Source organism: Flagellimonas lutimaris, from assembly GCF_051494225.1.
Lineage (GTDB): Bacteria > Bacteroidota > Bacteroidia > Flavobacteriales > Flavobacteriaceae > Flagellimonas > Flagellimonas lutimaris_A.
Genome location: NZ_JBNPYE010000001.1, coordinates 319,634 through 339,968, shown reverse-complemented (window position 1 = coordinate 339,968; position 20,335 = coordinate 319,634). Strand labels below are relative to the sequence as shown.

Here is a 20,335-nt window from a genome sequence, read left to right as displayed (position 1 = left end):
ACCCATTTATGAAAACCAAAGTTTTGATGATCTGCCTGGGAAACATTTGCAGATCACCATTGGCCGAAGGCATTTTGCAATCCAAAGTTGATTCGGATTCCGTTTTTGTAGATTCAGCAGGTACAGCCGGATACCATATTGGCAATCCGCCCGACAAACGCTCCATTGCTGTGGCTCGAAAATATGGCCTGAACATTAGCAATCAAAAGTGTAGAAAGTTTTCAAAACAAGATTTTTCTAAGTTTGACCATATTTATGTAATGGATCGCAGCAATTTTTCAGATGTAGCCAATCTTGCGGAAAACAAGGAAGAAGCCAGCAAAGTTAAATTGTTGTTGAGTGAGGTTGAATTGGGCATCCTAGAAGTGCCCGACCCCTATTATGGTGGCAATGATGGTTTCGAAAATGTGTATCAAATGATTGACAGTGCTTGTGAGGCAATTGCGAAAAAGCTAAATTAAGGCCATGGAAGAGGAAAAACCAGGTTTAGTGGTAGGCAAAATATACCTGATTCCCACAACTTTGGGAGACAATGCTCCTTTGGAGGTGTTGCCTATTTCGGTAAAGGGAACCATAGAGCGAATCGACCATTACATTGTAGAAAATGAGAAGACGGCCAGACGCTTTATTAAACGAGTGAGCCCCAGCAAATCCCAACCCGAACTCCATTTACAGCCCTTGAACAAATACACCAACCTAGAAGAAATACCTTCTTTTTTAGACCCTTGCATTCATGGATTTGATATTGGTGTGTTGTCTGAGGCAGGCTGCCCTGGAATTGCAGACCCTGGCGCCGATGTTGTCCGTGTTGCCCATGAAAAAAGAATTCAAGTGGTTCCGCTAGTAGGTCCCTCTTCTATTTTGATGGCCATGATGAGCAGTGGCATGAACGGTCAGAATTTTGCATTTAACGGGTATTTACCCATAGACAATGCTGAACGCAAAAAAATGATAAAAGATCTGGAGCGACTATCCCGAGATAAAGGACAATCCCAGATTTTTATGGAAACACCATATCGGAATAACAAGTTGGTAAAAGAGCTTTTAAGAACGCTACAAAAGTCCACCCGACTCTGCATCGCATGTGATATTACCTTACCCACCGAGTTTATCTCAACCAAAAGTGTTCACGAGTGGGGCGAAATTGGAATAGATTTGGACAAAAGACCAACAATATATATTATTCATGCATAAAAAAAGCTCCGAAAATCGGAGCTTTTTTTTTACAATCTTCTACCAATTATACTTTGGCATTTTTCTTCTGTTCGATGTTGGAAATATCGTATCCCGAAAATTTGCTCATATAGTATGAGATACTACTCCCATAAGCGTCCGTTACATCGTTTTGTCCATACGATCGTAGATACTTCTTTACGTTTCCAGCCCCGGCTAAATGGGCCGCAGCCAGAATACCGGATTCTGTCACCTTGACACCACCAATAGTTTTTCCGTTGAAGCGCTTTATATCTCTTCTCAAGATCCATTTGTTACGGGCAATATTGGCTTCAAAAGCCTTTTCCTGAAGTTTTGGATTTTCCAAAAAATCATCCATATCGTAAACTCCCATAAGGTGCAAGGTACTACTACCAAACTGGTATTTACCCAAATAACCCAATGTGTTTACTCTATGATATTTACCCTGGGACTCTTTAAAAGCGAGTGCTTCCTTAAAGCCATTAAAAGCTTTACCCAGAAAAGGAGGTGTTACCTCGTCCTCGTCAAGAAGTGCGATGGAATCTTGCGGTGCAAAGAATTCCAAATTGGCTGTTACCTTCAATGATTCAGGAATTTCAACATCCCCTTTTTTCATTACGGTGTAAGAACCAAAACTTGTCAAAACTACAATCATGGCAAGATGCAGTATAAAACCTATCCATCTTTTCATAATGTTCATATTTGTGATCTCAATACATATACGTATCAAAAATCAAATTGGCCGGCAAATATAGGTGGAGATAAGTTAATGGGTACCCTAAAGCTCTTAAAGATTTCTTAAATCAGCCTTAAAATCCGTTAAAGTGATGGAAATCAACGGTAAATAGTTTTATCTAAGGACTTTTTGTTGGTTCAACCAACGGGTGTATTGCACTTTATTTCGGTTATGTTGCGCTAAAGACTTCGCAAAAATGTGGTATCCAAAGTTGGAAACGTCGGCTACGAAATATAAATAATCGTGCTTTTCAGGGTTCAAAACAGCATCTATGGAAGTAATATCCGGCATGGTAATCGGACCTGGAGGAACTCCCGCATTTTTATAGGTATTGTATGGGGAATCCATTTCTAAATCACGGAAAAGAACTCTTTTTATAATAGTATCGTAATTACCTGTTTCCTTTTTAATGGCATAAATAACGGTAGGGTCGGCTTGTAGCAACATACCCCTCCTAATTCTATTAAGGTAGACTCCAGCTACTCTTGGACGTTCATCTACTTTGGCAGTTTCCTTTTGAACAATAGCTGCCAACGAGATAACTTCGTTTGGCGCAAGTCCAAGGTTTTCGGCTTTTTGGATGCGTTCATCGTTCCAGAAACGGTCGTATTCCTTCCGCATCCTATCCCTAAAGCTCTCCGCATCGGTATTCCAGAAGAACTCATAGGTATTGGGAATGTACATGGCCAGCTTAGTGTCATCATTAAACTTGGTTTCTTCCAAAAAACTAGGTTCATTAAAGGTTTGAAGCAGGGATAGACTGTCCGCTTCAATCTGCTCGGAAATCCTTCCTGCCAGCAGGGCCAAAGATTCTTGATTATTAAATGAAACCTGAACAGGAATATTGGCACTTCGCAGGGTATTGATGATCTCGTTGTTGTTCATTCCCTTTTTTAAGACGTATTTTCCGGCTTTAATATTAGCAATGTATCCTTTGCGTTTGGCAACCGCCTCAAAAGTGGATAGATTTTTCAATAGTGGTTCCAAAGAAGTTGTAACATCAGAAAAGGTAGCATCCGATTCTATATATACAAATGCTTCATCATTATTGAACTGTGTATTGGAGCTAAAAATCGCACTGTAAATTTGATAAGCGATAAAACCGCAAATCGCAAGCCCAAGAATGGCCGTTGCCCAAAGTACTTTCTTAAGATTCATTTGAGTTGATCTTTTGATACATTATTTCATTCTTGAACCCTTTACTGGTTCTGATCCATTCTTTTTTGATTCCAATTTTCTTAAATCCCATTTTTTGGAACAAATGAATACTCGCTTCATTATCTTCCAAAATATTGGCGTACAACTGATGCAGGTCCAAGGTGGAAAAAGCATAATCACATAAGAGTGACAAAGCTTCTGCTCCGGAGCCTTTGTTTCTATCCCCAGGTTCAACAATCACAACTCCGATGCCCGCCCTGCGGTGTTTGGGATCAAAATCGAACAAATCTATCAAACCTATACAATCATGCTGAAGATTACTGATACAAAGCCGCAACTGTTTTACATCATATATATCCCTATGGGCATTATCCAAATACAATCGCAATACTTTTTTAGAGTAGGGTTTCAACGTACCACTTATTTCCCAAACCGAAGTGTCGTTTTCCAATTTGTACAGAAAATCCAAATCGGTGGGCTCCAAAGCACGCAGGTATATTTGTTCTCCCTTTAGATTGAGCATTCTATTGTTCCTTTAAATACCTGTACAGCAGGACCTTTTAAAAAGATATTGCTGTATTTTCCATCTTTTTTCTCAAAAGAAATGGTCAAATCACCCCCAATAGTATGAATATGTACTTCGTTAGCGAATGTTTTGCCTGACTCGTGCATGGCCAATGCCACTGCAGTAACACCGGTTCCACAAGAAAAGGTCTCCCCTTCCACTCCTCTTTCGTATGTACGGACATCAAAAGTGTTATCATTGGTCTGCTCCACAAAATTGATATTGCTTCCAGACTCGCCATAAATTCCGTAGCGGAGTTTCTTTCCTTCTTTTTGTACATCAAACTTTTCCAGTTCCTTCACCAACTGAACATGATGCGGAGAACCCGTATCCAAAAAGCTATGATTTTGCTTTTCGTGAATTTTGTCCACATCGATCATCTTCAAGTTAACGATATCCTCTTCAACCGTGGCATAATGCAAACCATCAACCGCATTAAATGTGGTCTCTTTTTCCACAATACCCAAATAATGGGCAAAAGCGACCAAACAACGACCTCCATTACCGCACATGCTGCTTTCCGCTCCATCCGCATTATAGTATACCATCCTGAAATCCGACATATTGTCATTCTCAAGCAGTATTAATCCATCCGCTCCTATGCCAAATCTTCTATCGCAAAGTTCAGCAACTAGCTTGGTATTATTTTTGGGAAATATGTCCTGACGATTGTCAATAATTACAAAATCGTTTCCCGTTCCTTGATATTTAAAAAACTGTAGTTCCATGATTATCTACAAAGGAACAAATATATGGGAATCTTTAAGGTTTTTTTTGGAGTTAAAACAGCGTTAAACCCACATGCTCAAAAATTGAAATATTTTAATTTTGATATGGCTTAATGTTAAATAATTATTGAATTATGAAGAAAATAGCGAGTTTATTCCTAGTGTCACTATTTGCAGGCGCAATTACGTTGGGATCCTACAAATTATTTTTTGAGAAAGAAAGCTACAAATTGTTCGCCCCAGAACAAGAAACACCTTTTATTACGACCAGTAATTTGGATACTTCGGCACGAGGCGCTGGAATCAATGAAGTTGATTTCACGCTTGCAGCTGAAAAAACGGTGAATTCTGTGGTGCACGTAAAAAATATGACCATCAGTAAAGGACCATCCAGCATTGCTGAATTCTTTTATGGTTATGAACGCCAACAAACTCCACAAGTGGGAACTGGATCTGGAGTTATTATTTCTCCTGATGGATATATTGTGACCAACAACCACGTTATTGCCAACTCTAGTCAATTGGAAGTAACCCTGAATAATAACAAAACGTATGAAGCGGAAGTAATTGGTACCGATCCTGATTCCGATATTGCCCTTTTGAAGATTGATGCAGAGGATGGCTTGCCTTATTTAGCTTTTGGGGATTCTGACAATGCCAAAATTGGAGAGTGGGTATTAGCAGTTGGAAATCCTTTTAATTTAACATCAACGGTAACCGCAGGTATTGTAAGTGCTAAAGCAAGGTCGCTCTCCCCAAGAAGGGCGCAATCCTTTATCCAAACAGATGCTGCCGTAAACCCGGGGAACAGTGGAGGTGCTTTGGTCAATACAAATGGTGACCTTATTGGTATCAACACGGCTATTACATCGCAAACTGGCTCTTATGTGGGCTATGCTTTCGCAGTACCGAGTAATATTGCCAAAAAAGTGGTTGAAGATATCATGGAATTTGGCAATGTCCAAAAAGGACAATTGGGTATAAGAGGTGGAGATCTTAACCCAGCGGCTGCCACAGAAATGGGGATAGATGATCTGGAAGGTGTTTACATTTCCAGCGTTGAAGAAGAATCTGGAGCTTACGATGCTGGTTTAATGGAAGGTGATATTATAAAACAAATAGATAACATTCAAGTGAGCAAGTTCTCTGAACTTTCTGGATACCTTTCATCCAAAAGACCTGGAGACAAAGTAGAGGTTACATTGAACAGAGACGGAGAAAGTCTTGTGAAATATGTGGTCTTGAAAAAGCGACTCAGCATCGAATTGCCCGGCACCGGATTTACTGTGAAAAATTTATCCAAGGCCGACAAAGAGAAATTTGGGGTGTCAAAAGGGGTGAAAATCACCAATGTTCCCGAGTCCTATACTAGATATGGCTTAACAAACAAAGTAATCATTGAATTGGATGGCGACCCCATCAACGATATTGATGACGCCAAAGAACGTTTCAGTCAATTATCCAGATATGGAAGAACCAGTTTTACCATGATCAATGAAGATGGTGAAAAGGAACATATGATACTTCAGTAAGTGCTGAAAAAACACTTAAAAAGCGTCTTTAAAGAGACGCTTTTTTATTGCCAATAAGTTTTACGAAAACGTTTGAAATATATAATTTAGCCGCAAAAATTAACTATACAATCGCAACCATAACCCATGAGTAACATTTCATCTTACGAAAAAGAGCTTGCCTTTCAGGCAGACAGGCGAAAAGCAACCACAGAATTCATAAAAATCATCAGTGACCTTTGGTACGACAAAGCCATTGAAGTGGTACTGTTCAAGAACCAAATAATCGATAAAAATGTAAGCGATATCATTAACCTGCACGAGTACGCTGGCGAATTTGTGCAAAAACCCATGTCCATTTTCGATTCCGTTGAGATTTTGAGGGCAATAAACGATCTTAACCTCCCTCCCGCAAAACTGGACATAGGCAAATTGACCTACGAGTATCACAACAACCAAAATGCCCATCTTAATGTTAAGGCCTTTGTTATTGATAAACTAAAGGATGCCCAATCATCTAAACCCATAAAACCAAAAGATGTAGTGCTTTACGGTTTTGGCCGTATTGGTCGTTTGGTGGCACGTGAACTTATGGCAAAAACAGGTCGTGGCAGTCAGCTACGATTGCGGGCAATTGTAATCCGTGGTGAATTGAACCGAGAAGTCCTCGAAAAAAGAGCTGCACTCCTGAAAACTGATTCCGTACATGGGCCTTTTACAGGAACTGTGGATGTGGATGAATCAAAAAATGCCCTGGTAATCAATGGAACCACGGTAAAGTTCATCAGTGCAAACCAACCGGAGGATATCGATTATACCAAACACGGTATTCACAACGCCTTGATTATTGATAACACAGGTGCTTTTAGAGACAATATTGCACTTTCTAGACATTTAAAATCCAAAGGAGCAAGCAAAGTATTATTGACTGCTCCAGGAAAAGAAGTGCCGAACATTGTTCATGGGGTTAATCATACAGACTTTGACCCGGATAAAACCAACATTTATTCCGCGGCTTCGTGCACTACCAATGCCATTACTCCTATTTTAAAGGTAATCGAAGATTCCTTAGGAATTAAAAAAGGTCATTTGGAAACTATACATGCTTATACCAATGATCAAAATTTGGTGGACAACATGCACAAAAAGTACCGTCGAGGACGTGCCGCAGCACTTAATATGGTAATTACCGAAACAGGGGCCGGTTCTGCGGTTGCCAAGGCACTCCCATCTTTAAAGGGAAAATTGACCTCAAATGCGATTCGGGTGCCCGTGCCCAACGGGTCTTTGGCCATCCTTAATTTAGAAGTGAAGAACAAGACATCAAAAGAAAGCATTGACACCATAATTAAAAAATATGCGTTGGAAGGTGATTTGGTGGAGCAAATAAAATATGCTTTGAGCAATGAGCTGGTTTCTTCGGATATTGTCGGTGCCACTGCCCCATCAATTTACGATAGTAAGGCAACCATAGTCGCTCCTGGCGGCAAAAACGTGGTGCTCTACATTTGGTACGATAATGAGTACGGATATTCCCATCAAGTTGTCCGATTGGCGAAATATATCGCGAAAGTTAGGCGTTATACTTATTATTAGTGGATGGCAATTTGTTCAAAGACCCCATTTCTTTTTTTGAAATTGGGTATATTGATGTAATTTCGTCCCGCCCTTAATCTAAATTTAATACGAGAACATTATTGAACATGAAGCATTTACGCATTTTATTCGCCTTAGCCTTACTTGCCCCAACCTTCTTGATCCATGCTCAAGAAGATGAGTCCGCCAACGAAGTGGACAATACCCTTAGGGGACAATTTGAAGAATTGGAGAGAAAGTCAGGGAACTATCGTGCCAATGGTATACGTTATGAGGTAATCAAGTTATCGGATTTGTATGAAACCAAAAACAACATCTTTGATTCCCTTGATACAGCCAATAAAAATATCAAGGACCTTACTTCGACGATTTCTGCCAACAATGCAGAAATAGAAGATCTTAATAACAAGTTACAGGAAACCACCAATAACCTAAACGCTGTTACGGAGGAAAAGGACAGTATTTCATTTTTCGGAGCATTGATCAGTAAAGGGACGTACAATTTTATCTTGTGGTCCATCATATTTGGGTTATTGTTGTTATTACTATTCTTTATCTACCGATTTAGAAACAGTAATTTCTTGACTCAACAAGCCAAATCCGCCCTTGCCGATTTGGAAGAGGAATATCAAAACCACAGGCGACGTGCTCTGGAGCGCGAGCAGAAGATTAGTCGTCAACTTCAGGACGAGCTGAACAAACAGAAAAAATAAGTATGAAGGCTTCCCAAAAGGAAGCCTTTCTTTTTTATGTCTTAGTTATTGACAGCTTTCATTACTTTTGCTGCGAATTAATTTCAAGCAACAATGTCCATGCGGATTGACATTATAACGGTACTCCCCGAACTTTTAAAAAGTCCTTTTGAAGCCTCGATACTCAAACGGGCCATCGAAAAGGGTTTGGTAGAAGTACATCTACATAATTTAAGGGACTATTCCATTGGAAATTACAAACAGATCGATGATTATCAATTTGGAGGTGGTGCCGGCATGGTGATGATGATAGAACCCATTGATAAATGTATCTCCCAACTCAAATCGGAAAGGGAGTACGATGAAGTAATCTACATGACCCCAGATGGTAGCACACTGAATCAGGGAATGGCCAATGAGATTTCCATGAAAAAGAATATCATTGTGCTATGTGGCCATTATAAGGGTGTGGACCAACGAGTAAGGGATATGTTCGTTACTCGTGAGATTTCCATTGGGGATTATGTGCTGTCAGGAGGTGAATTGGCAGCAGCCATATTATGCGATGCTGTGATTCGATTGTTGCCAGGTGTATTAAATGATGAGACTTCTGCCCTAACCGATACGTTCCAGGATAATTTATTGGCCCCGCCAGTGTATACCCGTCCTTCAGAATATAAAGGAATGGAGGTGCCAAAAATCTTGCTTAGCGGTAATTTTCCGGAAATTGAAAAATGGCGGGAACAAAAAGCTTTGGAGCGCACACAAGAAAGAAGGCCAGACCTTTTGGATAGATAAGGCAGAACAAAACTTAAAAAAACCACTTGCTATTTCTAAATATTGCATTACTTTTGCAATCTCAAAATCAACCTCTGACGAAATCCGTGTAAGTTGGTCTTGAAAAAACATTTAAAAAAACACAGATGGAATCCTTAATAAAATTTGTTGAAGACGAATTTGTTCCAAAAAAAGAATTTCCAAAATTTTCAGCTGGTGATACCATCACTGTTTATTACGAAATTAAGGAAGGCGAAAAAACCCGTACCCAGTTCTTTAAAGGTGTAGTGATACAACGTAGAGGAAGCGGTGCAACTGAAACTTTTACTATTCGCAAAATGTCAGGTACTGTAGGTGTGGAAAGAATTTTCCCAGTAAACATGCCAGCGTTGCAAAGAGTTGAAGTAAACAAAAAAGGTAAAGTACGTAGATCTAGAATCTTTTACTTTAGAGGTCTTACCGGTAAAAAGGCCCGAATTAAAGAAGTTAAGGGATAATCATTATCCCATACAACAGGAAAAAGCACCCAATATGGGTGCTTTTTTTATGAACAATTGTTAATAACCTCGGTTCATATCATGTTGATTCTTAATGTCTTAAAAAGTTGTAAAATTTAATTTTTCAGTATACTTTAGTCGAAGATATGATAGTGATACCATCACGGTTATATCGATTTAAAGTTGACGTTCTTTAAAACTGTGGATTCCCTTTTAATTGGTAACACTACTGATCACAAAAGGAATTTCAATTTGGGAAAAGCTTAGGCAAAACCTAAAGAGAAATAATAAATTTTATGTGCGAATGAAAGAGCAATTTTTCATTTTGATAAAGTTTAGGAATACAACAGTACACTTTGCAGAATGTAGTTTAGTTGAAAAATTAAGAACATAGCAGAGCAAACGTCGAAGGGACATAAGGCGCAATCGAATAGGTTGCAGTTTTGGTAAAACAGAGCAAGTCTTGAGTCCTATCTGAAAGCCATATCCTTCGTTAAATCGAGGATATGGCTTTTGTTTTTTAACAAATTCTCATTAAAAACCCACACTTTTAGCAACTTCCATTCGTGCTTCACCGTCCATAAATCGTATATTTGCAACCGCTCAAACAAATACATATAAATGGCTAAACTTTATTATACCAAAACAGATGAGGCTCCTGCCTTAGCAACCTTATCCTTCTTACCCATTGTTAAATCATTTACCGAAACCGCCAATATTACAGTAGAGACCAAGGACATTTCTTTGGCCGGTAGAATTGCAGCCGTATTTCCCGAATTGTTGACCGAAGAGCAGCAAGTGCCGGACGATTTGTCCATTTTGGGCGAATTGGCAAAAAATCCCGAGGCGAACATTATAAAACTTCCAAATATCAGTGCTTCCATTCCACAGTTAAAAGAAGCCATTCAGGAATTACAGAAAAAAGGGTATAACCTTCCCGACTATCCAGATGAGCCAAAAACAGACGAAGAAAAAGTCATAAAGGCCAAATACGATAAAATAAAAGGAAGTGCAGTAAACCCAGTACTACGAGAAGGAAACTCTGACAGACGTGCTCCAAAAGCCGTTAAAAATTACGCCAAAGCACATCCACATACCATGGGCGAATGGTCTTCGGACTCCAAAACCCACGTAGCTACCATGTCCCATGGAGATTTTAAGGCCAACGAACAATCTATTACCATGCCCAATGCGGAGGAGATTCGAATTGAGTTAGTAGGCGCAGATGGAAGCACAACCGTGTTAAAAGACAAACTTTCCCTTTTAAAAGGAGAGGTAATCGATGCTACGGTGATGAGCAAAAAAGCTTTAGTTGATTTCTTGACCAAGGAAATAGCGGATGCCAGAGAGAACAATATTCTGCTCTCATTGCACTTTAAGGCCACCATGATGAAGGTTTCCGACCCTATCATTTTTGGGCATGCATTGGAAGTTTATTTCTCAGAGTTGTTCAAAAACTACGGAGATACTTTTGAAAAATTGGGAATCAACCCAAACAATGGTCTTGAAACATTATTGGACAAAATCGGGGAACTGCCCGAAGATCAGCATAAAGAAATTGAAGGAGCCATAAAAGCAAGTATCGAAAATGGACCTGATTTGGCCATGGTAAATTCCGATAAAGGAATTACCAACCTTCATGTACCAAGTGATGTGATTATTGATGCCTCCATGCCTGCCATGATCAGAAATTCTGGTAAAATGTGGGACAAAAATGGTGAACTTCAGGATACCAAAGCTGTTATTCCGGATAGTAGTTATGCTGGCGTGTACCAAGCTACCATCGATTTTTGCAAGGAACATGGTGCTTTCGACCCTAAAACCATGGGAACAGTTCCCAATGTAGGTTTAATGGCCCAAAAGGCCGAAGAATATGGTTCTCACGACAAAACCTTCGAAATTGAGAAAACAGGAACAGTAAAAGTTGTTGACGCTTCTGGAAACACCTTGATAGAACACCCTGTGGAAGAAGGCGATATATGGAGAATGTGCCAAGTAAAGGATGCTCCCGTTCAGGATTGGGTAAAATTGGCCGTATCCCGTGCCAGGGCTACAGGTATCCCTGCTGTTTTCTGGTTGGATGAAGAAAGAGCGCATGATGTTGAATTAATCAAAAAAGTAAATCTTTACCTAAAAAATCACAATACCGACGGATTGGATATTAGAATCCTTTCCCCAACGGAAGCTACAAAGTTCACTTTAAAGCGAATGAAGGAAGGAAAAGATACGATTTCTGTATCAGGTAACGTGCTGAGAGACTACTTGACCGACCTCTTCCCTATTTTAGAGGTTGGAACCAGTGCAAAAATGCTTTCCATTGTTCCATTGATGAACGGTGGCGGATTATTCGAGACTGGTGCTGGAGGTTCTGCCCCAAAACATGTTGAGCAATTTTTGGAAGAAGGTCACTTAAGATGGGATTCCCTAGGTGAATTTTTAGCGCTTGCGGTTTCCTTGGAATTCTTTGGAGAAAAGAACAACAACAAAAAAGCATTGGTACTAGCCGATGCTTTGGACAAAGCCACCGAGGAGTTTTTGAACAACGATAGATCCCCATCCAGAAAAGTTAACGAACTGGATACAAGAGGCAGCCACTTCTACCTATCGCTTTACTGGGCCGAACAATTGGCAAAGCAAGACAAGGACGAAGAGTTGAAATCAATTTTTGGTAAAGTGCACAAAGAACTTTCTTCAAATGAGGAGAAAATTGCACAAGAATTAATTGATGCCCAAGGTTCACCTGTTGATATTGGGGGGTACTATCTTCCAAATCCAGAGATGGCATCCAAAGCTATGCGACCAAGTGAAACCTTTAATGAGATTTTGAATTCTATAGGATAAATCAAAACAGATTACTACTAGTTTATGAAAGGCAGTCCCAAAAAAGACTGCCTTTTGTTTTTTTAGATTCAATTGTTAAAATTCAATCTAGCATCCGCTTTTCATTTTTTCCGTTGTCCATAAATGCGTATTTTTAAAAAAACCAATCTAATGTCCAGACATTATCTCGCAATGCTGCTTGCCCTGTTTGGGCATTTTTTCGTGCTTCATGCCCAGCAAAAGTTTACTCTGAGCGGTACGGTCTCAGAGGCTATAAGTAATGAATCTCTAATTGGCGTTACCATTGCCATATCGGAGCTTAAAACAGGGACCTCTACAAACGAATATGGATTTTATTCCATCACCCTACCCGAAGGTCAATATCAAGTGGTTGTGACCTATTTAGGTTTTCAAGAAGTTGTAAGAACAATCAACCTTAACAAAAATCTTAAGCAAGATTTTAATCTAACTGAGAAGGCAGAAGAGCTCGAAGAAGTGGTTGTAACAGAAGAAGTGGAACGATTGGATATTCGAAAACCTCAAATGAGTGTAACCTCTCTTGCTGCAAAAACAATCAAACAAATTCCCGTGGTTCTTGGTGAAGCGGATGTTATAAAATCTCTTATTCTGTTACCCGGAGTTACTAGTGCCGGAGAGGCATCCTCTGGATTCAATGTAAGAGGGGGGGCTGCAGACCAGAATCTAATTCTATTGGATGAGGCCACCGTATTCAATTCCTCGCACCTATTTGGTTTCTTTTCGGTATTTAACCCCGATGCCATAAAGGATGTCAAACTATTTAAAGGCGGTATTCCAGCAAGATATGGCGGAAGAGTATCCTCTGTACTTGAAATCTTTCAGAAAGAAGGTAACAGTAAAGAACTAAAGGTAAGTGGAGGAATTGGTGCCGTTGCCAGCAGGTTACTTGTTGAAGGACCTATCCAAAAAGATAGAACCGCATTCTTGATAGGCGGCAGAGCTTCCTACGCCCATTTATTTCTGGAACTGGCCGGCGAGGACAATAAAGCCTATTTCTATGATTTAAACGCCAAAATCAACCACAAAATCAATGAAAACAATAGTATTTTTCTATCCGGCTATTTTGGAAGAGACCTCTTTAATGTTAGCGATAGATTTGTGAATGTTTATGGCAATGCGGTAGGAAACTTTAGATGGAACCATCTATTTTCGGACAAACTTTTCTCCAACCTTTCCCTAATCTATTCAGACTATTATTATGGTTTAGAACTCGATTTTGTAGGATTTGAGTGGAATTCAGGAATACAAAACTTTAACCTTAAATACGATTTAAAACATTACCTAAACGATAAGTTTCAGTTGAATTACGGGATAAACAGCATCTACTATGTGTTCAATCCCGGTAAAATAGTTCCCAACAGTCCCGATTCTGGTATTTTAGAGGAACAACTTACCAAAAAATATGCTAACGAAAATGCCGCTTATGTTGACGTTGAACACCAGATATCCGAAAACCTAAGTATTGAATACGGTCTAAGGATGAGTCAATTTAATCGTTTCGGACAAGATGAACTCTATGTTTACGAAAACAATAACCCAGTTGAATTTGACCCGTTTACCTTGGTCTATCGCGAAGCTGAACCCATAGACTCCATCAACTCTAGTAGAAGTGAGACCCTCAAATCCTTTGTTAATTTAGAACCTAGGATTTCGGTGTCTTATAATTTCAAAGAGAATAATTCCATCAAAGCAAGTTACACCCGATTGGCGCAATACCTACACTTGCTATCCAATACAAGCTCCCCTACTCCTTTGGACGTATGGACACCTAGCGGACCTTTTGTTGAACCACAATTATTAGATCAGTTTGCCTTAGGGTATTTTAGAAACGTAAAAGATGGGGCATATACCATAGAAACCGAAACCTTTTACAAAGACATTCAAAATAGAATAGATTATATCGACGGGGCCAACCTGATTGCCAATAATGCCATTGAACAGGTTATATTGAATGGTCAAGCAAGGGCATATGGATTGGAATTTTTGATAAGAAAAAATACGGGTCGCCTTAAAGGTTGGCTGGCGTACACCCTATCAAAATCGGAACAAAGAACACCCGGAAGGGATTTAAATATTGATTCTGGACGATCAAACCTGGAAACCGGTATTAATCTGGGGGATTGGTACAGCACGCCTTACGATAAAACCCACGACCTGTCCTTGTATGGTAGTTTTGATCTTAATGACAAATGGAATTTCAATGCAAACTTCATCTATCAAACCGGGCAACCTACCAATTACCCTATTGGACAGTTTGAATTCGAAGGTGTCAATGTTCCCTATTATGGATTACGAAACAAAGAACGGTTACCAGATTACCATCGATTGGATATCTCTGCTATATTGACTCCCAAAAGAAATCGTCGGAAAAAGATACAATCCGAATGGGTCTTTAGCATTTACAATGTTTATAGCCGTAAAAATGCAGCATCTATTAATTTCAGGGAAAATGAGGATAACGGAAGAAACGAAGCAATTCGCACCTCCATATTTGGCATCATCCCATCCGTAACCTACAACTTTAAGTTTTAGTGGCATGAAAAAACTACTGATTTCCATATTGACCTTTACCGCAATTACTTCTTGTGAAGATGTGGTTGACGTGAATCTACCCGAAGTAGAAACTAGATTAGTTGTGGACGGGCTCTTACGGGTAGATAAAAGCGAGGAGTTTGTGGGCGTTAGGATTACCATGCGAGAAACAAGCGTGTTTTTTGATGAAAACCAGCCTACTCAAGTCGAAAATGCCGTGATTAATTATGGTGTACTTAATGATAATGGATTGTTCGACACTCTGTACTTCTCACACCTTATTGAGGAAGAGCCAGGTACCGGAGTATATGTTCCAGATCCAAATTTTTCATCGGACCAACGAATACGGACTTCTGTAGTGGAACCTGGTGTCGTTTTTGTTTTACAAGTCACCCATAATGCAAAACGATACCTCGCACAAACCGAATATGTACCTACAGTACCGATAGATAATCTAGAACAAGGAGATAATACCTTTATAAACGAAGACGAAACGGAAGTAATAGTAACTTTTACGGATGATGGGGAGAAGGATGATTTTTATGTATTTGATTTTATGAACAGTGAATTTTTAACAGTGGAAGATACATTCTTTCAAGGCCAGCAATTCAGTTTCTCATACTTCTATGATAGTAAGTTGACCCCTGGTGAAGATGTAACCGTAAGCATTCTGGGAGCCAGTGAGGCTTTTTATAACTATATGGACTTAGTCTTGGAGCAGACACAAAATAATGGTGGTATTTTCCAAACACCGGTAGCAACGGTTCGAGGCAATGTTTTTGATGTTACAGATCTTGATAATATTACTGTTTTAGATAATGTTGAGAGTCCGAACGATTATGCATTAGGCTACTTTGCCGTAGTTCAGGAGTTTTCTAAAACTTTAACCATTACTGATTAGTTTTGGGAAAAACAACTTGCAAAATCAGTGCAGTACTCTGAATCAATTCATATGGCATTGTAATCAAACTAAATTGACACAACGTTTCCCATGGAATGGATATTTTAATTTTCTGGGGAAAGACGTTTATTCAAACTAGAACAATGAAGAAGGGAATTTCCATATTATTTGGGACTTTACTATTTTTTTCCTGTGAGGATGCAATCGATATCGACTTACCAGAGGTAGAAACAAGACTAGTCGTGGATGGACTCGTACGTGTTGACAAAAGTCAGGAGTTTGTTGACGTAAAAATCAAGTTGAAGGAATCCAGCATTTTTTTTGAGGAAAACCAGCCTACACAAGCAGAAAGTGTATTGATTTACTATGGAAAACCGACAGGCGGTGGCCTTTTTGAAAATCTAGCCTTTTCCTACCTTGTTGAAAAAGAAGTAGGCACGGGGATATATGTGCCAAACTTAGCACAGGATAGCATAAGAACCGCTTATGTGGAACCTGGAGTCGTTTTTATACTGCAAATCACCCACAAAGAGAAAAGATATTATGCCCAAACCGAATACGCCCCTACTGTTCCCATAGACAATTTAGAACAAGGTGATGATACACTTTTTGATGATGAGGAAACTGAGATTATTGTCACCTTCACCGATAATCCGGATCAAGATAATTTCTACGTATTTGATTTTATGAACAGTGAATTTCAAACCGTGGAGGATGAATTCTTCCAAGGTCAACAATTTGAATTCTCCTATTTCTATGATCAAAAGTTAAGTGCGGGCCAAGATGTCACAGTGAGTATTTTGGGGGCGACCGAGGAATTCTACAATTATATTGATCTGGTTTTAGAACAGACGGAAAACAATAATGGAGTCTTCCAAACTCCAGTAGCCACAGTACGAGGCAATGTTTTTGATATAACAGGTTTGGACAATATCGACTTATTTGACAATGTGGAACGCCCCAATGATTATGCTTTGGGTTATTTTGCCATGGTTCAAGAATACAGCCGGACCATTATTATTGAATAGTTAATTACTAAATAATTGCATAGAGTAATAAAACCATCAAGATTCCTACCGTTCCTTGTATCAACGTGCCCAAAGTGTGTCCCCTCAAGGCTGTTTTTACATTCATGTTTGAAAATTGGGAAACCACCCAAAAATAACTATCATTAATATGGGAAACTGTCATCGCACCTGCTCCAATAGCGAGAACTGCCAATGCTTTATCAGTTATGGAAATCAAACCAAAAGTTTCCAATAAAGGTGCAATAATGGCCGAAGTGGTAATAATAGCAACTGTTGAAGAACCTTGAGCCGTTTTAAGCACGGCCGAAATTACAAAAGCAATCAAAAGGCCACCAATCCCCGTGCTGGATTCCAAGTTGATGATGGAGGCTATATCCATGGTTCTTAAAATGGCACCAAACGCACCACCAGCACCGGTTATCAAAACAATGGAACCGGCTTGTCTAAATGCTTCAGGCACCCATCCTTCCTTGTCTTTGGCAGGAATTTTTCTTCCCAAGGCAAAAGCAAAGAAAACACCAATCAAAAGTGCAATTACCGGGCTTCCCAAAAAATCCACAATACTGAACAGCCAACCTTCTCCAAAAGGATGTGTGGGGTAATTAACAACAGAATTCATTGCTATCAGAACAATGGGCACAAGCAGCGGCAAAAAAGCCTGATAAGGTTTTACCATGGATTTAACCACTTCTTTTTCTTTCTGTACATCAGCAGTTTCATCCTCTTTAAGGGATTTGCCTATAAACCGTGCCCAAAAATAACCTGAAATAGAAACAGGAATAGCAACCAAAAGTCCCAATATCAATACCAATCCCAAATCAGCCTCCAAAATAGCCGCAGCGGCCAAAGGCCCGGGAGTCGGTGGTACAAATACATGGGCGGAATACAGTCCTGTAGCCAATGCAATGGCGAAAACCAAAGTTGGTATGCCTGTTTTTTTACTAATGGCCTTGTTCAATGATGAAAGTATAATATATCCCGAATCACAATAAACCGGAATGGAAATTACAAACCCAGCTAAATTAATTGCCAACGGTGAGCGCTTTAGACCAATTACTTTTAAAATACTATTGGCCAAAACTTGTGTACTGCCCGTTTTTTCAAGATAAATGCCAATAACGGTACCGAATGCAATTACCAATCCAATGCCCGATAGTGTTTTTCCAAAGCCTTCGGCCATGGTCGCCATAATATCTTGTGGCGTAATTCCCAATAAAAAACCAGAGGCTACAGCAGCGATTGTTAGTGAGAAAATGGGGTGCATCTTAAATTTTACGGTAGCAATAATAATGAAGAGGACGACGACCCCAAGAACTAGTATTTCCATGGTTAATTTTTAGTGCAATATCCCCTAAATATAAGCTAATATTCCTACTTTGGTCCTATGAGGCGAACTAACAAAGAACTTCTGGCAAAAGGAATAAAATCTTTTGGATTTACTGTGCTTGCCATGTTTATGGGACCATTTTTGATTTACGAAGCCTTTAAAAACGAGGGACACCCCTTTTACTGGCCCGTATTGATTTTGGGCTTTATCTGCGCTGTTTTGGCCATTTATTTAGGATTTAGATCGGTAAGTATTGTAATGGAAGCTGTTTTTGGAAAGAAAAACAAAAATTAATCTTTAGGCTGAGGAGAGTTGCTTTTCCATTTGTTGGAAAGTTGGGCATAATCGTAATCCAAGACCGATTTTTGTCGCTCCAACCTGCTGGCCGCAAAAGCACGTTGCAAAATATCCTCAATCAAGTAATCTTCATGGATTTCCACAGGACGAAACTCCTCCTTTAAACTGATTTTGAACAAACTCGCGGTAGTATTGTACCAAAATGCACGCCAACCACTACGCAGGTCCTTTACCAAATCAAATGCCGTAGTACCAGTTTGTCGGTGTATCAATTTGACCAAAATCTGTCCCTCGGTACGGGTAAGTTTTTTCAACTCTTCGGAGAATTCACCTTCAATATATTTTTGCACCTTTCGGGTATAGCGTTTTTGATGTCGTCGCTTTTTGATATGTTGAAGACTATCATTCAGTTCCACCAATCGTTCTGCTGCTAACTTGGCATAAGGATACACCTTCAAGGTTTTTCGCCGTAAAATGTAGTAACGTAATTTATCGTTACGGTTCGCGAACTCCAATTTCCCAAAAATATAAACCTCATCCAGCTCTATGGAACTCATCAAAATAGAATCGCCCTCAAACCGAACATAATAATCCTCAATGGAATCGTTGGAAATAGAATCCCTATGGCTTACAATGGAATCCTTTTTTGGTTCCTGAGCAAACCCTAGGGCAGTAATTGCCAGAAAAACAACAAGAAAACAGTTACGCAGCATAACATTTCTTTCTCAATAGTCTTGCCAAAAGTAAGTATAAAGGTATGATTTGGCTATTAAATAAAAGTGAATATTCTTATGTTTGTGTACTAAATTAAATTCATGTCAAAAGAGAAAATCATCAACAAAAAATCCCTTGAGTTTCTAGAGAAATACTTGAATAACCCATCTCCTACAGGTTATGAATGGGAAGGGCAGAAAATTTGGATGGACTATGTGAAACCTCATGTAGACGAATTTATTACGGATACCTATGGTACTGCCGTAGGGGTCATCAATCCAAAAGCAAAATACAAGGTTGTAATCGAAGGGCATTCCGATGAAATTTCTTGGTACGTTAATTATATTACGGATGAAGGTTTGCTTTATGTTATCCGAAACGGAGGAAGTGACCACCAGATCGCACCATCAAAATGGGTGGACATCCACACCAAAAAAGGCATTGTAAAGGGTGTATTTGGATGGCCTGCTATCCACACTAGGAACAAAGCCAAAGAAGAACCACCGAAATTGGACAACATCTTTATTGATATAGGTGCCAAGGACAAGAAGGAAGTGGAAAAAATGGGCGTACACGTAGGTTGCGTGATCACTTACCCTGACCAATTCCAAATTTTGAACAAAGACAAGTTTGTTTGCAGGGCTTTGGATAACCGTATGGGTGGTTTTATGATCGCTGAAGTGGCCCGTTTGCTCAAAGAGAACAAAAAAGAGCTGCCTTTTGGATTGTACATTACCAATTCCGTTCAAGAAGAAATTGGACTGCGCGGTGCTGAAATGATCACTCAGACCATTAAACCAAACGTAGCGATTGTAACGGATGTTTGTCACGATACTACTACCCCAATGATCAATAAAAAGACAGAGGGTGAAACCAAAATTGGTGATGGCCCTGTCATTTCTTATGCCCCAGCGGTACAGAATAAACTGCGCGAGCGTATTTTGGAAACTGCGGAATCCCATAAAATTCCATTCCAACGCAACGCATCGTCCCGATACACAGGTACGGATACCGATGCTTTCGCTTACAGTAATGGTGGCGTAGCCTCTGCTTTGATTTCGTTGCCTTTGCGTTATATGCATACAACGGTAGAAACAGTTCACAAGGATGATGTGGAAAACGTTATCCGTTTGATTTACGAAACCTTGTTGAACATCAAAGAGGGAGAAACTTTCAGTTATTTTGATTAACTGAGTTAAATTCATCCTCTTCGGATATTAAAA

The 20,335-nt window shown here is 39.6% G+C and carries 19 protein-coding genes; 13 read left to right on the top strand and 6 right to left on the bottom strand.

What is annotated here, in order from left to right; all coding sequences use genetic code 11:
* The first annotated feature begins 8 nt into the window (after window positions 1-8).
* Window positions 9-461: a low molecular weight protein-tyrosine-phosphatase gene (locus ACQQ5U_RS01470; protein WP_437395146.1), complete on the top strand. Its 453-nt coding sequence runs from the start codon at window positions 9-11 to the stop codon at window positions 459-461.
* A 4-nt stretch (window positions 462-465) separates the two neighbouring features.
* Complete coding sequence (locus tag ACQQ5U_RS01465) at window positions 466-1,194, top strand: SAM-dependent methyltransferase (protein WP_437395145.1); 729 nt, start codon at window positions 466-468, stop codon at window positions 1,192-1,194.
* A 46-nt stretch (window positions 1,195-1,240) separates the two neighbouring features.
* On the opposite strand, the gene ACQQ5U_RS01460 is transcribed toward ACQQ5U_RS01465, so the two are convergent.
* The 4 genes from ACQQ5U_RS01460 to dapF form a co-directional block, all read right to left on the bottom strand.
* Window positions 1,241-1,885: a hypothetical protein gene (locus ACQQ5U_RS01460; RefSeq protein WP_437395144.1), complete on the bottom strand. Its 645-nt coding sequence runs from the start codon at window positions 1,883-1,885 to the stop codon at window positions 1,241-1,243.
* A 159-nt stretch (window positions 1,886-2,044) separates the two neighbouring features.
* Window positions 2,045-3,088, bottom strand: coding sequence for an endolytic transglycosylase MltG (gene mltG / locus ACQQ5U_RS01455; RefSeq protein ID WP_437395143.1), 1,044 nt, complete (start codon window positions 3,086-3,088; stop codon window positions 2,045-2,047).
* The gene (locus ACQQ5U_RS01450) at window positions 3,078-3,611 is read right to left on the bottom strand and encodes a GNAT family N-acetyltransferase (protein ID WP_437395142.1); all 534 of its coding nucleotides are present in this window, start codon (window positions 3,609-3,611) and stop codon (window positions 3,078-3,080) included. The genes mltG and ACQQ5U_RS01450 overlap by 11 nt, the downstream gene beginning before the upstream one ends.
* Window positions 3,599-4,381 (bottom strand): diaminopimelate epimerase, encoded by a 783-nt coding sequence (dapF, locus tag ACQQ5U_RS01445; protein WP_437395141.1) that lies wholly within the window; start codon window positions 4,379-4,381, stop codon window positions 3,599-3,601. Before dapF ends, ACQQ5U_RS01450 begins: the two co-directional genes overlap by 13 nt.
* Before the next feature lie 134 nt (window positions 4,382-4,515).
* Between dapF and ACQQ5U_RS01440 the strand changes: the two genes are divergently transcribed.
* The 9 genes from ACQQ5U_RS01440 to ACQQ5U_RS01400 all read left to right on the top strand — a co-directional run bounded on the left by ACQQ5U_RS01440 (window position 4,516) and on the right by ACQQ5U_RS01400 (window position 16,774).
* Window positions 4,516-5,913: a S1C family serine protease gene (locus ACQQ5U_RS01440; RefSeq protein ID WP_437395140.1), complete on the top strand. Its 1,398-nt coding sequence runs from the start codon at window positions 4,516-4,518 to the stop codon at window positions 5,911-5,913.
* 126 nt (window positions 5,914-6,039) lie between these two features.
* A complete protein-coding gene (locus ACQQ5U_RS01435; protein ID WP_437395139.1) occupies window positions 6,040-7,488 on the top strand; it encodes a glyceraldehyde-3-phosphate dehydrogenase in 1,449 nt (482 codons plus the stop codon).
* A 107-nt stretch (window positions 7,489-7,595) separates the two neighbouring features.
* Entirely contained in the window at window positions 7,596-8,201 is a 606-nt protein-coding gene (locus ACQQ5U_RS01430) for a tRNA (guanine-N1)-methyltransferase (protein WP_437395138.1), read from the top strand.
* A gap of 99 nt (window positions 8,202-8,300) precedes the next feature.
* The gene (gene trmD, locus ACQQ5U_RS01425; protein WP_437395137.1) at window positions 8,301-8,978 is read left to right on the top strand and encodes a tRNA (guanosine(37)-N1)-methyltransferase TrmD; all 678 of its coding nucleotides are present in this window, start codon (window positions 8,301-8,303) and stop codon (window positions 8,976-8,978) included.
* 125 nt (window positions 8,979-9,103) lie between these two features.
* Window positions 9,104-9,454, top strand: coding sequence for a 50S ribosomal protein L19 (gene rplS, locus ACQQ5U_RS01420; RefSeq protein ID WP_014031354.1), 351 nt, complete (start codon window positions 9,104-9,106; stop codon window positions 9,452-9,454).
* A 621-nt stretch (window positions 9,455-10,075) separates the two neighbouring features.
* Window positions 10,076-12,295: an NADP-dependent isocitrate dehydrogenase gene (locus ACQQ5U_RS01415; protein ID WP_437395136.1), complete on the top strand. Its 2,220-nt coding sequence runs from the start codon at window positions 10,076-10,078 to the stop codon at window positions 12,293-12,295.
* A 150-nt stretch (window positions 12,296-12,445) separates the two neighbouring features.
* Complete coding sequence (locus tag ACQQ5U_RS01410) at window positions 12,446-14,845, top strand: TonB-dependent receptor (protein WP_437395135.1); 2,400 nt, start codon at window positions 12,446-12,448, stop codon at window positions 14,843-14,845.
* 4 nt (window positions 14,846-14,849) lie between these two features.
* Window positions 14,850-15,746 (top strand): DUF4249 family protein, encoded by an 897-nt coding sequence (locus tag ACQQ5U_RS01405; protein WP_437395134.1) that lies wholly within the window; start codon window positions 14,850-14,852, stop codon window positions 15,744-15,746.
* Window positions 15,747-15,889: 143 nt separating this feature from the next.
* Window positions 15,890-16,774 carry a DUF4249 family protein gene (locus ACQQ5U_RS01400; protein ID WP_437395133.1) on the top strand — a complete coding sequence of 295 codons (885 nt, stop codon included), beginning with the start codon at window positions 15,890-15,892 and terminating at the stop codon, window positions 16,772-16,774.
* 7 nt (window positions 16,775-16,781) lie between these two features.
* On the opposite strand, the gene ACQQ5U_RS01395 is transcribed toward ACQQ5U_RS01400, so the two are convergent.
* Complete coding sequence (locus tag ACQQ5U_RS01395) at window positions 16,782-18,101, bottom strand: GntP family permease (protein WP_437395132.1); 1,320 nt, start codon at window positions 18,099-18,101, stop codon at window positions 16,782-16,784.
* Window positions 18,102-18,158: 57 nt separating this feature from the next.
* Between ACQQ5U_RS01395 and ACQQ5U_RS01390 the strand changes: the two genes are divergently transcribed.
* The gene (locus ACQQ5U_RS01390; protein ID WP_437395131.1) at window positions 18,159-18,395 is read left to right on the top strand and encodes a DUF6095 family protein; all 237 of its coding nucleotides are present in this window, start codon (window positions 18,159-18,161) and stop codon (window positions 18,393-18,395) included.
* Here the strand turns inward: ACQQ5U_RS01390 and ACQQ5U_RS01385 are convergent.
* Window positions 18,392-19,111 (bottom strand): DUF4294 domain-containing protein, encoded by a 720-nt coding sequence (locus tag ACQQ5U_RS01385; protein ID WP_437395130.1) that lies wholly within the window; start codon window positions 19,109-19,111, stop codon window positions 18,392-18,394. The genes ACQQ5U_RS01390 and ACQQ5U_RS01385 overlap by 4 nt on opposite strands.
* A 102-nt stretch (window positions 19,112-19,213) precedes the next feature.
* Between ACQQ5U_RS01385 and ACQQ5U_RS01380 the strand changes: the two genes are divergently transcribed.
* Complete coding sequence (locus ACQQ5U_RS01380) at window positions 19,214-20,302, top strand: M42 family metallopeptidase (protein ID WP_437395129.1); 1,089 nt, start codon at window positions 19,214-19,216, stop codon at window positions 20,300-20,302.
* Window positions 20,303-20,335 lie beyond the last annotated feature (33 nt).